The organism is Butyricicoccus sp. Marseille-Q5471 (genome assembly GCF_951230135.1).
Taxonomy (GTDB): domain Bacteria; phylum Bacillota; class Clostridia; order Oscillospirales; family Butyricicoccaceae; genus Agathobaculum.
This window is the reverse complement of sequence record NZ_CATNVC010000020.1, coordinates 1-15440: the sequence shown is the minus strand read 5'-3', so window position 1 is coordinate 15440 and position 15440 is coordinate 1. Positions and strand designations below refer to the sequence as shown.

General features: G+C 54.3%; 12 protein-coding genes and 1 pseudogene. 5 read left to right on the top strand and 8 right to left on the bottom strand.

Translation table 11 applies throughout. From position 1 onward, the window contains the following. Nucleotides 1–420: 420 nt before the first annotated feature. Complete coding sequence (locus tag QOX26_RS13360; protein WP_283675473.1) at nucleotides 421–612, bottom strand: hypothetical protein; 192 nt, start codon at nucleotides 610–612, stop codon at nucleotides 421–423. A 214-nt stretch (nucleotides 613–826) separates the two neighbouring features. On the opposite strand from QOX26_RS13360, the gene QOX26_RS13355 reads away from it, so the two are divergent. Both QOX26_RS13355 and QOX26_RS13350 read left to right on the top strand, forming a co-directional pair. Beyond that, nucleotides 827–1213, top strand: coding sequence for a PAS domain-containing protein (locus QOX26_RS13355; RefSeq protein ID WP_283675472.1), 387 nt, complete (start codon nucleotides 827–829; stop codon nucleotides 1211–1213). A 26-nt stretch (nucleotides 1214–1239) separates the two neighbouring features. After that, on the top strand, nucleotides 1240–1419 hold the full coding sequence (locus QOX26_RS13350) for a hypothetical protein (protein ID WP_283675471.1): 180 nt from the start codon (nucleotides 1240–1242) through the stop codon (nucleotides 1417–1419). On the opposite strand, the gene QOX26_RS13345 is transcribed toward QOX26_RS13350, so the two are convergent. After that, nucleotides 1401–4388: an EAL domain-containing protein gene (locus QOX26_RS13345; RefSeq protein WP_283675470.1), complete on the bottom strand. Its 2988-nt coding sequence runs from the start codon at nucleotides 4386–4388 to the stop codon at nucleotides 1401–1403. The two genes, QOX26_RS13350 and QOX26_RS13345, sit on opposite strands and share 19 nt — an antisense overlap. Before the next feature lie 281 nt (nucleotides 4389–4669). Here QOX26_RS13345 and QOX26_RS13340 point away from each other — a divergent pair, with 281 nt between their 5' ends. Further along, entirely contained in the window at nucleotides 4670–4975 is a 306-nt protein-coding gene (locus tag QOX26_RS13340; RefSeq protein WP_283675468.1) for a DUF3892 domain-containing protein, read from the top strand. A 134-nt stretch (nucleotides 4976–5109) separates the two neighbouring features. Here the strand turns inward: QOX26_RS13340 and iolG are convergent, their stop codons facing one another. The 5 genes from iolG to QOX26_RS13315 form a co-directional block, all read right to left on the bottom strand. After that, on the bottom strand, nucleotides 5110–6129 hold the full coding sequence (iolG, locus tag QOX26_RS13335; RefSeq protein ID WP_283675467.1) for an inositol 2-dehydrogenase: 1020 nt from the start codon (nucleotides 6127–6129) through the stop codon (nucleotides 5110–5112). 28 nt (nucleotides 6130–6157) lie between these two features. After that, nucleotides 6158–6991, bottom strand: coding sequence for a sugar phosphate isomerase/epimerase family protein (locus QOX26_RS13330; RefSeq protein ID WP_283675466.1), 834 nt, complete (start codon nucleotides 6989–6991; stop codon nucleotides 6158–6160). 25 nt (nucleotides 6992–7016) lie between these two features. Further along, nucleotides 7017–8174, bottom strand: coding sequence for a sugar ABC transporter permease (locus QOX26_RS13325; protein ID WP_283675465.1), 1158 nt, complete (start codon nucleotides 8172–8174; stop codon nucleotides 7017–7019). 3 nt (nucleotides 8175–8177) lie between these two features. Continuing rightward, nucleotides 8178–9695: a sugar ABC transporter ATP-binding protein gene (locus tag QOX26_RS13320; protein ID WP_283675464.1), complete on the bottom strand. Its 1518-nt coding sequence runs from the start codon at nucleotides 9693–9695 to the stop codon at nucleotides 8178–8180. Nucleotides 9696–9833: 138 nt separating this feature from the next. After that, entirely contained in the window at nucleotides 9834–10961 is a 1128-nt protein-coding gene (locus tag QOX26_RS13315) for a sugar ABC transporter substrate-binding protein (protein ID WP_283675463.1), read from the bottom strand. Between the two features lie 452 nt (nucleotides 10962–11413). On the opposite strand from QOX26_RS13315, the gene QOX26_RS13310 reads away from it, so the two are divergent. Both QOX26_RS13310 and QOX26_RS13305 read left to right on the top strand, forming a co-directional pair. Next, a complete protein-coding gene (locus QOX26_RS13310; protein ID WP_283675462.1) occupies nucleotides 11414–13018 on the top strand; it encodes a recombinase family protein in 1605 nt (534 codons plus the stop codon). Between the two features lie 18 nt (nucleotides 13019–13036). Continuing rightward, nucleotides 13037–13771 (top strand): annotated as a pseudogene (locus tag QOX26_RS13305) (nucleoside recognition domain-containing protein); the annotation flags it as partial. Nucleotides 13772–14080: 309 nt separating this feature from the next. Here the strand turns inward: QOX26_RS13305 and QOX26_RS13300 are convergent. Then, a complete protein-coding gene (locus tag QOX26_RS13300) occupies nucleotides 14081–15334 on the bottom strand; it encodes a phosphoglycerate kinase (RefSeq protein ID WP_283675461.1) in 1254 nt (417 codons plus the stop codon). Nucleotides 15335–15440: the final 106 nt, after the last annotated feature.

The window sequence follows — 15440 nt, the reverse complement described above, 5'->3', positions numbered from 1 at the left end:
TTATGAAAATTCATTGTTTAACCCCTCTATAACCTTGTTGAGAGCCGATTCATTTTGTAAGTTGACTTGGGAAACAGGACATATAATAGAATGCAAAAAGGCAGTCGTTCTTTTGACAAACAGCTAAAATAACGATATAATATACAAAATAACTCAAATTTTCTGCTGTTGCCGAATGTGGTTCTACGCCCTCCCACTGGCCCTTCCATTTTGGCATCCACTTTTTACCCAAGCATGTCGATGGGGTTCGGCTGCAACGCAGCAGGCGTGATTGGCTGCCGCATCATCGACTCACCGCGCGAGCGGCTGCTCGCCATTTTAACCAACAGCTTTGTGCCCTGCAACGGGCGATTTCCACCACCATCGTTATGGCAAAAAAACTGCCGCGCCCTTCAAAATGGGTGTGGCAATCGTTTTGTGTTACAGATGCTGCAATGCGTCTAAGATGCCGTCAAGGACAGCGCTCGCCTGCATGCCGGTCAGGTGCTCCTCCGCCAGTTTTCGTTTGAGGAAGCGCACATATAGTTCGCTGATGCTGTCCTGCGCAGGCTCCCGGCGGGCGGCAGTATGTAAAACGACCTGCTTTGGCTTATTTTTCGCAATAGGCGGCACCTCCTCCCTCCCCCTTGCCCGTACTGATATTAGCTTATTGTGCGGTCCGTCCCGATATGCACACAACACAGCCGGCAGGATTCCCACAAGAAGGTTTACACAAACAAATCTATCAAATATACTGTTAAATATAGGATTAATTCAGTTCGAATCAATCTACCGGAGGTGTGCCATGGACATTGCGGCGATTGACAAGAAGCAACTGTTGTAGCTCGTGCGGCAAGCACCCGTCAAGCTGTTATGCAAGGACACGGAATGCCGTTATCTGCTGGCGAGCAATGGTTGCTCTCACCTCAGCGGCATCGACCTGATTGGAAAGACCGATGTGGATATTCAGCCCTATAAGGCCCTTGGCAAGAAATTCTTAGCCGATGATTTGCGCGTAATACGTGAAAAAACGCCTTATAAATATATTGAACGGATGCAGTTCGGCGATAAAGCGTACTATTACGAAATTGCCCGAGAGCCTTTATTCGACCATAGCGGTGAGGTTGTCGGCTTGGTCGGCACGGTCATTGATGTAACCGAGCTGGTCATGCTGCGCGAGTTTTATCGCGAAAAGTGCATGCTTGATCTGCTGACCAAAGTGCACAGATTCTGACCCGCAACACCGCGGAGGTCGACGACGTGATTCGCATCGGCGGAGATGAGTTCCTGATTGTATTGAATCATGCCGACGCAGCATCCTGCAAAACGGCAGCCGCCGTGATGCTCCGCGCACGCATTTTCACGAAAAAAGAGGAACAAACCGACAAAAACGGTCTGTTCCTCTTTTTACATGTTCAGAATCACAACGATTGGGGCTGAATGCCCTGCAGGTAATGAATTTTGACGGTTTTTCCGTCCCATTCCCCGAGCTTTGCTTTGACATGCACCGGCGTTTTGCCGTCCTTCAGCACAGTGTCTTCCTCATAATAGCTGTCCTTATGCCTGTCGATATCCAGACAGCGCGAGCAATTTTGGCAGCTGTCCCAGAAGATTTCATAGCACCTTGCGCCCATGCACTTGCTTCTGCTCTTGTTGACCAACTGGCAGGCCGTATTATTTACGTAGATGATTTCGTTGGATTCTCCGTCGCAGACGAACATCGCGTCCGACACATCGTTGAGCAGCGCAGTGGCGCGCTGTTCCAGCTGAGAATAGAGCGGTGCGCTCAGTCCATGCTCAAAAATGACATAGCGGCTCTTGCCTGCATGCTTTGCATTCAGCAGCGCAATATCCGCATTATAATACAGCTGCTCATAGTCCATGCCGTACTCCGGCGCAAAGCAGACGCCCGCCGAGCACGCCACCTGCAGGTGATTTTCTTCAATGGTCATGGTTTGGCACAGCGCCTGCAGCTTGGCTTCCAGTTCCGTCTGTTCGATAGTATACGGAATGAAAAGCGCAAATTCATCGCCGCCAAAACGGCTGATGATGTTCGTTTCCGGGAACAAGCTTGTGAGCATTTTCGAAATCTCGCGCAGCACATTATCGCCCGAGATATGCCCGAAAGCATCGTTCACCTTTTTGAAATGATCCACATCAATCATGATGAAAATGCCTTCCGGCATTTTATTGTAATGGAAGAAGTCCTGAACCCGAATTTGGAACTCGGCGCGGTTGAGCAGGCCGGTGAGTGCGTCCTCCTCCGCCCGCTTTTTCATTTCGGTGATTGCGGCGTTGATTTCCTTTTCTCTCTCCAAATGGGCAATCCGCGTGCGCAGAATCACATTTTGCACCTGATACACCAGCGAATCCGCCCGATAGGGTTTGAGGATGCAGCCCGCAACGCCGTGGGATTGGCATTCCGGAATCAGCGCGTCCGATGTGTGCAGGGTAATCACCGGAATCTGCCGGTCATTGCACTGCTCGGCCATCTGCGCAATCTCATCCATCTGCGTCTCCCCGGTCAGGGACAGCACCACTGCGGAGAGTCTTGTGGGGAATTTCTGCACGATGACCAAGCTCGTTTCCATGCTGTCCGTCTTGATGACGTGGTATTGGTCGGCAAATGCCTGCTCAAACGCGGCAAGGTCGGAAGCTTCAGCATCAAGCAGCAGCAGGCTGCTCTGCTCCCCATGCAACGCACCGTCCTCGATGGTGGACGCGGCCACACACTCTTCCTTCTGCCTGTCGCAGCTTTGCAGCAGCAGTCTTTCAAACTGATCGACCGGCAGCGGTTTGGAAAAATAGTAACCCTGCGCCCGCTCGCAGCCTAAATTGGTCAGCAGCTTGACCTGATCCTCCGTTTCCACGCCCTCCGCAACAATGCGCAGGTCGAGCCATTTGGCCAGACTGATGATAAAGCTCAAAATGCTTTTGCGGTTGTTGCTGAGTTGATCGCCCTGCACAAAGCGAATATCGAGCTTCAAAATATCAATCGGCAGCTCCGCCAGCATGTTCAGCGAGGAATATCCGCTGCCGAAGTCGTCCATTTCAATGATAAAGCCAAGTTTTTTCAGCTTGTGTGTCGAAAGCGTCAGCTGTTCCACATTTTCCATATAGGCCGTTTCGGTGATTTCCAGAAACAGATACTGGGGACTAAGACGATATTTTTTGACAAGCGCAATCAAAATCTGATCGATATTCGGATTATAGATGTCCGCACGGGACATATTGACCGAGATGGGAACGACCGGCTGCCCTGCGTCCATCCACCCGCGGATGGTTTTGCAGACCTCTTCCCATACAAAAATGTCCAGCTGTGTGATAAACCCGTTTTTTTCAATGATGGGAATGAAACGATCCGGCGGAATCAGGCCTTTTTCGGGATGAATCCATCGAACCAACGCTTCCGCACTGGTGATGGTGCGGGACAGCAAATCATATTTGGGCTGATAATACACCTGAAATTCGCCGTTTTTGAGCGCGGACTCCATATTGCTTAAAACGAACTGCTCCTCTAGCAGCTTTCGCCGGATGGATTCGTCGTAAAACGCATAGTAAACATCGAATTTCCCCTTTACCGACTCCACGGCGAGATAGGCGCGGTCACACATGATGCTAATGGGCAGGCGTACATCATCAATTTGGTAAATGCCGTATTTGATGACGCTTCTGAGATGCATATCGTACTGATTGGTGTATTCCACATGGCTGGAAAACTCCTCCGCCAGATATTCCTTGGGGCGCTTAATCATCAGATAAAATATGTCCCCGCTCATGCGGCAGCAAATACCGTGTCCCTGCACCTTGGCTTTTACGATGCCGGATAAGTGCCGCAGCAGCGCGTCGCCCTCCTGCACGCCGTACAGGTCGTTTACCAGCTTGAAGCGTTCGATATCGCAGCAGATGACATCAAATTTTTGCTCCGGATTTTGTCTGATTAGCTCCGCAGCGCACTGGTAAAAATACTCCTTGGTATACAGGCCGGTGAGCACATCCGTATGGGCTGCATTCACGACCGACGCGGTTTCTCGGAGCAAAATCGTGTTGGCGACCTTGTGGCGAATCACGTCCGGTTTATAGGGCTTTGTGATATAGTCGTTTGCACCGAGGGCGAGTGCCTTTACCTCCGCCATCGCATCCTCCTGCCCGCTGGCGACAAGCACCGGAATGTTGGCGAGCGCGCGATCCTTGTGCATTTGATGCAGAAGCGCATATCCATCCATCACCGGCATGAGGATGTCCAGCAGCACGACCGCGATCGCATCCGTTTTTTCCTGCAACAGCGCAAGCGCCTGCTGACCGTTTTCCGCCTCAAGGATTTGGTATTCCTCGCGCAAAATATTGCACAAAATCTGTCTGTTGACACTGTTATCCTCAACAATGAGAATGGTTTTATCGGATGGCATAAAATCGCTCCTGTATTGATCTATGATAGACGCCGCTCTGCGCGTAAACGTTTTAGCATTGGAATTAATTACAGTATAGCGAATCGCTCGACAACATTCAACCTTTATCACGGCGACACCCGCCGTAATTTAGGAAAATTATAGTACTTTGAAAAATCTACTTCTCCTTGCTTACCAGATTTTAAGATGATGAAACGAGTCGAACTGCGCAAAATAAGCAAAGACAGCACCGAAGAGGCAATTGCGCGGTGCTGCCCGAAACCGAAAAGGAGGAATTTTGTTTGGAACACGATTCGCTGCAAAGCGCACTGGCGCAGAACACGCTCGATCAAATCCCGGATGCCGCACCCAGCGCCCGCAGCATCACGGCACTGGTAAAGACGAGCGGCAAGGTGACGGGTTATCAGCTTTCGGACAACACGGTGCTTGAAAAAGCGCAGGCTGTGGAGCTTGCGCGGCAGGGCGGGATTGCGGGCGTCGGCATCGCGCATCGGGGCGATACCGAATATCTCAAATCGATTCCCGACGGCACGGAAAACAACAATCTGAGCAATCTGCCTTCGATTTCCCCCGCTGATATTTCGTAACGCAAAACAGGGCGAACGGAAAAACCGTTCGCCCTGTTTTTTTATGCAAAAACGGGTTTTCCAGATTCCGCAGCACCCCGCATGCAGAAGATACCATACAGCTGTTACCTGTGCGGTATCCGAACAATATTTTCTTAGCCCAGCACTTCGTCCAGACGGACGGTGCGGCCCTCGCGGTAGGATTTTGCCGCGGCCATGGCGATTGCAACCGGCATCAGGCCGTCCTTTGCACCGACCAGCGTGTCGGTATCGTTTTGAATGGCGTCCACGAAGTCCTTTGTCTCCTGAATGAACGCGTTATTATAGCGTTCCAGGAAGAACCAGGTCGGTTTTGCAACCTCTACACCCTCGGCGGAGGAAATCATCGCCTGATCGTCCAAATCGTTGGAGACCTGCACGCAGCCCTTGTCGCAGTGTACCTCGGTGCGCTGGTCGTAGCCGTAATGCGAAGCGCGGCTGTTGTCAATCACGCCGATTGCGCCGTTTTCAAACCGGAGCATGATAACCGCGGTGTCCGCATCGTCATACTGCTCATAGCCCGCGCCCGAAAGCGCTGCGCCGAACGCGCAGACCTCGACGACCTCGCTGCCCGACAGGTAGCGCACCATATCAAAATCGTGGATGGTCATATCCATAAAGATACCGCCCGAGGTGGCAATATAGGACATCGGCTGATGATCGGGGTCGCGCGAGCATACCTTGATGATGTGCGGCTTGCCCAACCGACCCGATGCGACCACGTCGTGCACTTTTTTGTGGTTGTGGTCAAAGCGGCGCACAAAGCCGACCTGCAGCTTGACGCCCGCCTGCTCAACCGCCGCGATTGCGCCCCGGATTTTGGCCAAATCGGTGTGGATCGGCTTTTCACAGAACACATGCTTGCCCACTGCCGCCGCGCGCATGATCATTTCCGCATGCGCATCGGTTGAGGTGCAGACGAACACCGCGTCAATCGTGTCATCCGAAAAAATGTCCTGCGGATCCTTGGAGCATTTGGTAATGCCCAGGCTTTCCGCAAACGCAACCGTTTCCTCGTTTAAAAACGGGTCGGCGATTGCGGCGACCTCGGCGTTCGGCACCGACTGCACCAGATTTGTAATATGCAGCTTGCCGATGCGTCCCGCACCGAGCACGCCGATTCTAACTTTCTTCATTGCTGTTTCCTCCTGTTTTCACCATGGTTTATCCGAGATAGGGCGCACAGCACGCCGCTCCCATTTGAATGATCTCTTCCGCATCCATCCGCCAGTATTCGGGGCGGAACAGCTCAAGACAGGCAGGGCCATCGTAGCCGACCTCACGCAGCACGCGCGAGATATCCGCAATCGGAATACAACCCTTGCCCGGCATGATGCGGTCACAGTGGTCAAGCACGCGCAGGGGCAAATCCTCGCAGTCGTTGATGTGGTAGACAAAGATCTTTTCCGCCGGAATTTTGCGCAGGTATTCCAAATCCGAGCACTTGTCATGCATATAGAAATTGATGCAGTCGATGGTCAGACCCACGCTGTCACGGTTCACCGCCTGCACGATTTCCCATGCCTGCCGCACGGAGTTGCAGCACCAGCGACGGTCGCCGATTGGCTCAAAGGAGAGCTTTACGCCATAGGACTCCGCAATATCGGCCAGCTCGCCGAGCACCTTGACCGAATCCTCAAACACCTCGGCTTCGGTTTTGCGGTCCATGTCTGGCCCCATGGTGGGCACGACGATGAGGTAGGGATTGCCGATGTCCCGCGCGACCTCGCAGCCGAAGCGGAACAGCTCAAGCAGCTTTTCCCACTGCTCGGGCGTGTTAAAATTGATGTCCTCAATGGAATTGAGCGCAAAGGGTTTCAGATGGCTGCTTGCAAAAAACTGCTGTAAATCCCCAATCGTATGCGTTTTGAGGTACTCCTTGAGCATATCAAGACGCAATTCAATTGCATCATACCCGTATTTTTCGCACAGCTCCAAATCCCGCTCGACCGATGAGTTTTCCTTGCAGGTGGCTTCGTTGAATCCAAGCGTCAGCATTGGTACTCCCTCTTTCCGCGTGTTTTTACTTGCCCTTCTTCTGTGTCTGCGTGTCAAACCAGACCGCCGCGACCAAAATCAGGCCCTTTACGATGAACTGCCAGTACGCGTCAAGGTTCATCATGGACATACCGTTGTCGATTGACATCATGATAACCGCGCCGAGAATCGCGCCCGCGACCTTGCCCACGCCGCCCGTCATTGAGGTGCCGCCGATAACGGCTGCCGCGATGGCATCCAGCTCATAGTTGCCGTTTGCCGCCTGCGCCGTGCCGCCGTTGAGGCGCGCCGTGTAAATGACAGCCGCCACCGCGCACAGCAGACCGTTGAGGCAGTAGACCAGCGTCAGGTTTTTCTTTACATTGATGCCGGCATAACGCGCCGCGGAAATATTGCCGCCGATTGCGTAAACGCCGCGACCGAAGGTGGTTTTCTGCGAAATAAAGGTAAAGATAACGACTACAATCGCCATCACCAGCACCGGAATCGGGATGCCCTTAAAGGAATTGAGAACGAACACGCCCGCAATAATCAGCGCGGAGAACAGCACCCAGCGCACCAGCATTTCGCCCATGCTTTCGCTCAGGCTGTTGTACTTTTTCTTGGCACGGCGGCGGTTGAGCTCGCTCACCAGCAGCAGCGCACAGGCGATGATGCCCAGAATCCAGCCCCACATCGGCGTGACGTATGCCGTGCCCCAGAACTTGTACGATTCCTGAAACGGCGCGACCGTCTGTCCGCCCGTAACCGCCAGCATACCGCCGCGGAAAATGAGCTGAGCGCCCAGGGTAACGATGAACGGTGCGATGCCGGTGTAGGCAATCAGGCCGCCCTCCATCAGACCGATGACTGCGCCGAGCACCAGACCGATTGCGATGGTCGCAGCGGTCGACATGCCGAACCACACCTGACAGGCCGCCATGATGCAGCCGATGAAGCCCATGACCATACCGGCCGACAGGTCGATACCGCCGGTTACGATGACAAGCGTCATGCCAACGCCCATAATGCCGGTGAATGCCGCCTGACGAATCAGGTTGGACAGGTTTCTGGTGCTGATAAAGTTACCGCCGGTTGCCGCTGTAAAGCCAATCCACAGCACGACCAATACAATGACCATCGTCAAGGTACGAATGTCGATTTTCTTGCCGCCGGCTTTTTTTACGCCTTCTGTCTTTGACATAGCTTAGCCCCTCCCTACTGCCGCACGCATGAGAATCTCCTGCGTCGCTTCCGCGATCTCGAACTCACCGGTGACCTCGCCGCCCGCGATGGTGATGATGCGGTCGCTCATACCCAGAATTTCTTCCATTTCGGAGGAAATCATGATGATAACCACGCCTTTTTCCACCAGTTCGTTCATAATTTTATAAATTTCATATTTTGCGCCTACGTCGATGCCGCGTGTCGGCTCGTCGAGAATCATCACCTTTGGCTCGCTCATCAGCGCCTTGGCCAGTACGACCTTTTGCTGGTTGCCGCCCGACAGTGTGTTGACCGCCACCTCGATGCTCGGGGTCTTGGTGTGAATTTCCTCGACATACTTAGTCGTGTAGGCGACCTCCGCGTCCTCATTGAGGATGCCGTACTTTGAAACCTTGTCGAGGGAAGCGAGCGTCGTGTTTTCCTTGATACTCATAATCAGGTTGAGACCCAGCTTCTTGCGATCCTCCGTGACCAGAAAATAGCCTTCCTTCAGCGCGTCCATCGGACTGTTCAGGCTGACCTGTTTCCCGTCGATATAGACTTCGCCCGTGCCCTTGGTGCGGAATGCGCCGTAAACCGCGGTGAACAGCTCGGTACGTCCCGCGCCCATCAGGCCGCTGACGCCCAGAATCTCACCCTTGTATGCCTTCAGACTGATGTTGCTGAGCAAATCTCGTCCCGAAATTTCAGGATGCGGCACGGTAAAATTCTTGATTTCAAAGCCCACCTCACCCCGAGTATGCGGAACGCGGGGAAACAAGTTGGTCATTTCGCGGCCAACCATGAGCGAAATCATGGTATCCTTGTCCATGTCGCGGCGTGCACGCGTTTCGATGGTCTGGCCGTCGCGCAGCACGGTAATGTCGTCGCACAGACGCATAATTTCGTCCAGACGGTGCGAAATGTAAATACAGGTAACGCCCTGCTGCCGCAGCTTATCCACCAGCTCGAGCAGGATATCCACCTCGGCCTCGGTCAGGGACGAGGTCGGCTCGTCGAGCAGCAGGAGCTTGACGTCGCGCGACAGCGCCTTTGCAATCTCGACCAGCTGCTGCTTGCCGGTGCCGAGGTTGCGGATGAGCTCATTCGGGTTGGTATCCAGTCCGACACGGCCCAGCAGCTTGGATGTGCGGACAAACAGCTCGTTAAAATCGATGACGCCGAACTTATTCGGCTGATTGTTGATGAAAATATTCTCGCTGACGCTCATATCCGGCACCAGATTCAGCTCCTGATGGATACAGGCGATACCGGTTTTCTCCACGTCGCGTATGTTTCGAAATTTACACTCCTGTCCGTCAAACAGGACCTTGCCTTCATAAGTACCGAACGGATAAACGCCGCTGATAATCTTAATCAGCGTGGATTTACCCGCGCCGTTCTCGCCGACCAGGGCATGCACGTGACCGCGCTGAACGCCAAAGGAAACATCGCTCAGCGCCTTGACGCCGGGGAAAATTTTCGTAATATTTTGCAGTTGCAGGATATAATCCGGCATAACAACACCCCCAAATTGATACGGATTCGGACGCTCCTATGCGGAGCACAAATTTTTGGGGCAAAAAGAGTGGGGTGTGCGTTGCAGGCCGCAGCCGTACATCCCGCTCTTTTTTGCATCAAACCATTGGTTTCTCAGTTATGCCTGCGGCCACTGATCCTTCGGAACGTTTGCGTAGACTTCTTCTAGGGTGTGGAATGCATCGCGCTTGACGATGATATCGTAAATATTGTCCTTATCTACCGCTTCCACGTCAACCGTAAAGGAATCAACATCCTTCTGGTTGTTGTTCAGCTGCTGCCAGGTGCCCAGAGTAGAATCTACGCTGCTCTGCGGGTCGGCTCCGGTTGCAATGGCAACGGCCAGTTCACAAGCTGCGCGGTTGAGCGGCGCCAGAGGCTTGTATACCGTGCCCGTCTGCGTGCCCTCTACAATGCGCTGGCAGGCCGCCAAATCGGCATCCTGTCCGCAAATCGGCACCTGACCTGCCAGACCCTGTGCTTCGAGTGCCTGCACCGCGCCGCCGCAGGTGCCGTCGTTGGAGGCGATGATGCCCTGCACGTCGTTATTGGCAAGCGTCAGGCCGTTCTCGGCATGCTTGAGCGCTTCGTTGGGATCCCAACCCTTGCACCACTGGTCGAGGACAATCTTGATGTCGCCGCTGTCAATATAAGACTTGAGCACATCCTCCTGGCCTGCGGCTACCAGATGCGCATTGTTGTCCTCCGGTGCGCCCTTAAGCCAGATGTAGTTGCCCTTTGGAGCGGATTTTACAACAAATTCAGCCTCAACCTGACCTACCTTGTAGGAGTCAAAAGTGACATAGTAATCCAGATCGGCATTCATGATAAAGCGATCATATCCGATGACCTTGATGCCTGCGTCATGCGCTGCCTCTACAATCGGGCTTGCGGCTTCGGCGTCGAGCGACTGGACAATCAGCACGTCTACGCCCTGATTGATCAGGTTTTCGCACTGGGAAACCTGCTTATTTGCATCGTTGTTTGCAATCTGCTTGTTGAGGGTAAAGCCTTTTTCCTTGGCATAGTCCTCAAACATTTGAATTTCACGGTTCCAGCGTTCCTCCGTGGTGTTACCAACGGACAGGCCGACTACGATATCCTTGATATCCTTCGCGCCGCCGGCATCCTCGGAAGCGGTTGCGCCGCCCTGGTCACCGGTCGCTTCGCTGCCGGTGGTTGTGCACGCGGTCAGGGAAAATGCCATGGTTGCTGCCATCATCAAAGCAAGTAATCTCTTTTTCATTTTTCATCCTCCTCAGTTTGTGTATCATAAACCGCTTCTTGCGGTCTATACCATTGGGAACGGCACACATCTGCCGGTCTTTCTTTGGGTTTCTGCGTGGGAAGAGATGCGGAATACTGCGCTTTTTGGTCACATTGACAATCTGAACTTGAATCGGTACTGTTAATTATACGGATTTTCCAAATGCTTTCTATATTTTTCTTGCGGACATTTGCGGCTGATTTCGGCGTTTTCGCGGCCTTTTTTGAATGCGTTATTCGCATTCTTGTGAACGGCCTGTTTTTTGCTCAAAATACGTCATTCGGCATATTGCACAAGTTTTTACTTGCATTTTTTACAATGCTCGTTTTCCCTGCTTTCTCGATAAAAATACCGCCGACCTTTCGCCGACGGTATCTCGCTTTTTTGCACAGTGCACTATGCTATAATAGGCCCGAGGAAGGTGAGCATCGTTGAAGTTTGCGATTTACAGCCGCAAGTCGGTCTACACCGGCAAAGGGGAGTCGGTTGAAAACCAAATTGAGCTTTGCAAGGCCTATATTGCGGCAAATTATCCCGATACCGCACCGCATGAGCTGGTTGTTTATGAGGATGAAGGCTTTTCGGGCAAAAATCTGGAGCGGCCGCAGTTCCAGAGCATGCTGCGCGATATCGACCGCCACAGGCCGGACTGCGTGGTCTGCTACCGGCTCGACCGTATCAGCCGCAATGTGGGCGACTTCGCCGCCCTGATTGAGCGGTTCAACGCCCACGGCATCGCCTTTGTCTGCATCCGCGAGAAATTCGACACCACCACGCCGATGGGCAAGGCGATGATGTACATTGCGAGCGTATTTGCGCAGCTCGAGCGCGAAACGATTGCCGAGCGCGTGCGCGACAACATGCTGATGCTCGCAAAGCTCGGACGCTGGCTCGGCGGCACAACGCCGACCGGCTATATATCGGAAAAACAGCAGGAGGTCATTCTGGACGGCAAAATCAAAACCTCGTGCAGACTGCGCCCCGAACCGCGCGAAATTCAGATTGTTTCCAATATGTTTGCGCAGTTTCTCGCGCTGCAAAGCGTGCGCGGCGTGCAGCAGCACCTCGCCGTCGAGGGCATCACCTCCCGCACGGGCGGCGATTATTCTCTGCTCGGCATCAAGGAAATCCTGCAAAACCCGGTCTACTGCACGGCGGATTTGGACGCGCTCGCCTATTTTCGCGAAAAAAAAGCGGACGTTTGCTTTGATGAGGGCGACTGCGGCGCGGGACGCGGTCTGCTTTCCTATAATAAGCGCGATTACACCAAGGGGCATGCCCCGCGAAACAGCATCGAAAAGTGGATTATCGCCGTCGGACGGCACGCCGGATTGGTGTCCGGCAAGGACTGGGTGCGTGTGCAGCACCTGCTCGCGCGGCGCGCATGCCCCGCGGCACACGCGAATAACGACTACTCGCTGCTCTCCGGCCTGATTATTTGCAGCCGATGCGGCAAGCGCATGTTTGCCAAGCCCCGCTCGGGGCAGCGGGCGGACAACGCCTTCGACTACATCTGCCAAAGCAAGCTGCAGTTCGGCACACGGAAATGTGACTGTCAGAATCTGCACGGTCAAACGGCGGACGATTTGGTCGCCCAACGACTGCGCCCCTATCTGCACCCGGACGGCGCTCTCGTTCCCCTACTCAAGCAGCTGCAGCAGGCGCTTCGGACGAGTCCGGATGCCGCCGCCGATTTGCGGCAGCGCATCGCCGCCTGCCAAAACGAAACCGAGCATCTGGTCGATGTTCTGGCGCGCGGCGACGTGAGTGATGCCCTGCTCACGCGGGTCAACGAGCGCATGCAAGTGCTCGAAGCCGATTTGGCACGGCTGCATGAGGAGGAGCGCCGTGCGCAGGCCGCACAAAACGCCGCAGCAGCCGAGGATTGGCGGCGGCGCGGCACGGCGCTCGCGTCGTTTGGCGAGAGTTTTAATTTGTTTTCCGTGCAGGAAAAGCGTGATTTTATCCGTCTGCTCGTTGAAAAATGCGAATGGGACGGAGAAACGCTTCACATTTATGTTTACAGCGAAGACTGAATTTGCCCTTTGTTTGGTGGCGCATTTCCAACGCTGATTGCAATATTGACCATGTTCTTTGTCGGCGTGTCCGGCGGGGCGATGTCGTCGCTGCTTTCAGCGGGACTGCTGACGCTGGTCATTCTTCTGGGCGTGCTGATGACCTTCGCCGTTACCCGCCTGCTGTCGGCCACACTGCTCAAGGGCATGCCCTCCTCCTTCACGCTGGAGCTGCCGCCCTACCGCAAGCCGCAAATCGGACGCGTGATTGTACGGTCAATTTTTGACCGCACGCTATTCGTGCTCGGGCGCGCGGTTGTCGTCGCCGCGCCGGCGGGACTGCTGATTTGGGTGATGGCCAACGTCATGGTCGGCGATTTGAGCCTGCTCGGCCACTGCGCGGCATTTCTCGACCCCTTCGCAAAGCTGCTCGGGCTGGACGGCGTGATTCTGATCGCCTTCATCCTCGGTCTGCCCGCAAACGAAATCGTCGTGCCTATCATCATCATGGCATACATGGCGCAGGGCAGCATCCTTGAACTCGACAGCCTTGCCGCGATGCACGATTTGTTTGTCGCCAACGGCTGGACGTGGGTGACCGCCATCAGCACCATGCTGTTTTCGCTGATGCACTGGCCGTGCTCGACCACGCTGCTGACCATCAAAAAGGAAACGGGCAGCTGGAAATGGACGGTATTGGCGCTTGTGATTCCGACAGTGCTCGGTCTTGCGTCCTGTTTTGTCTTTGCGAGCTTCGCGAAGCTCTTTCTTTAACATGAGAAAACGCCTGCCGGGGCTTCGAACCCCGACAGGCGTTTTCTTGGATAATACCGCATTATTGGGCGAGAGTGGATTTCGAAAAAATTTACGTCAGAATAACGCGCGATTTTGCAGCAATCCTTGATGGATTGCAAGAAATAGCAACGAAATGATGATGCAAATTTTTCGTAAGACACCGAAGCCGCAATGATGTGGTATTATCCGGATATAAATGAGACATGAAGTATGGGAAGAGGGTTAAGTTAGGCGGCACAAATCTCTGGCCGCAGAATCCATCAATTAAAACGTAGTTTTAATTGAAATTTATAGCTTGCAGCGTTCGTAGGATTGCTCCATCGCCGCGATCAGGGGCAGTTTTTTGCCGGACATGAAGCGCACCATCGCGCCGCCTGCCGTGCAGACATAGCCAAACTTTTCTTTGCCGACAAACTTGGTCGCCGAGGTGACCGTGTCGCCGCCGCCGATGACCGAGTACGCATCCGAATCCGCAATCGCCTGCCAGACACCCTTGGTGCCGTTTTCAAACACCGCATTTTCGTACATGCCCGCAGGGCCGTTGGCGAAAATCGTCTTGGCGGTCGCGAGCAGAGCACGGTAGTCCGCAATCGTCTGCGCGCCTACGTCGCAGAACAGCTCGTCGGGCATTTCGGCGGTCACCATGACCTCATGGCGTGCGCCGTCCTTTTCAAAAGCGAGGTCGCGCGGCAGCTCGAAGCTGTCCGAGAACATCTCAAGATATTTTTTCGCGGGCTCGACGAAGGTCAGCATATCGCGATCCTTCAGGAACTGCATCTGCTTTTCGCCAAATTTCACACCGCGCGCAAGGTGCATGATAATGCCGGTCACGCCGGTGGTCAGAATTTTGTCCGCCGTGCCGTTTTTGAGCACGGGCTCCATCATGCCGAACGCGTCGGAAATCTTCGCGCCGCCCAGCACGAACATCGAGGGGTGCTCTGCGCCGTTAAGCACGTTCGAGAGCGCCTCATACTCGGTGAAGAACTGGAAGCCGGCGGCGGAGGGCAGCAGCGCCGGGAACGCAACCATCGAGGGTGCGTCGCGGTGCGCGGCGGAGAACGCGTCGTTGACATACAGGTCAAACAGCGGCGCGAGCGTGCGCACGTGCCAGACATGCTTTGCCTGCTCGGGCGTGAGCTTTACGAAGTTGCCAAACGTGGACAGCTCCTCGCCCAGATAACGCAGGTTGCCGAGGATCACGCACTCACCCGCGGGCAGGTCGCGCACGGCGGCCTGTGCGGCAGGGCCGCACACATCGTCAATATAGGACACCTTATGCCCTGTGAGCATGCTCAGCTTTTCGGCGTGCTCAGCCAGCGGAATCAGGTTTTGATAGTCCTGCGTGTCGCCCTGATGGGCAATCAGCGCAACCGCCGCGCCGTTATCCAGCATGTATTGCAGGGTGGCGGCGTTCTTTTTCAGCCGATTGTCGTTGACAATCTTCTTGGTTTCCGGATCAATCGGAGAGTTGATGTCCGGGCGGAAGAGAATCTTCTTTCCCGCAATATCAAGCCCCTTGAGGGCGTTCATTTTTATTTCCATTTGCCCATCCCCAGATAGTCGTTGGTCTTCTTGGTGGCTTCCTCCATGGTGTCCTGCATGCACAGCGCGGCGCGCACGCCGTCGAGCGTCTCAGGAATGGTGACCG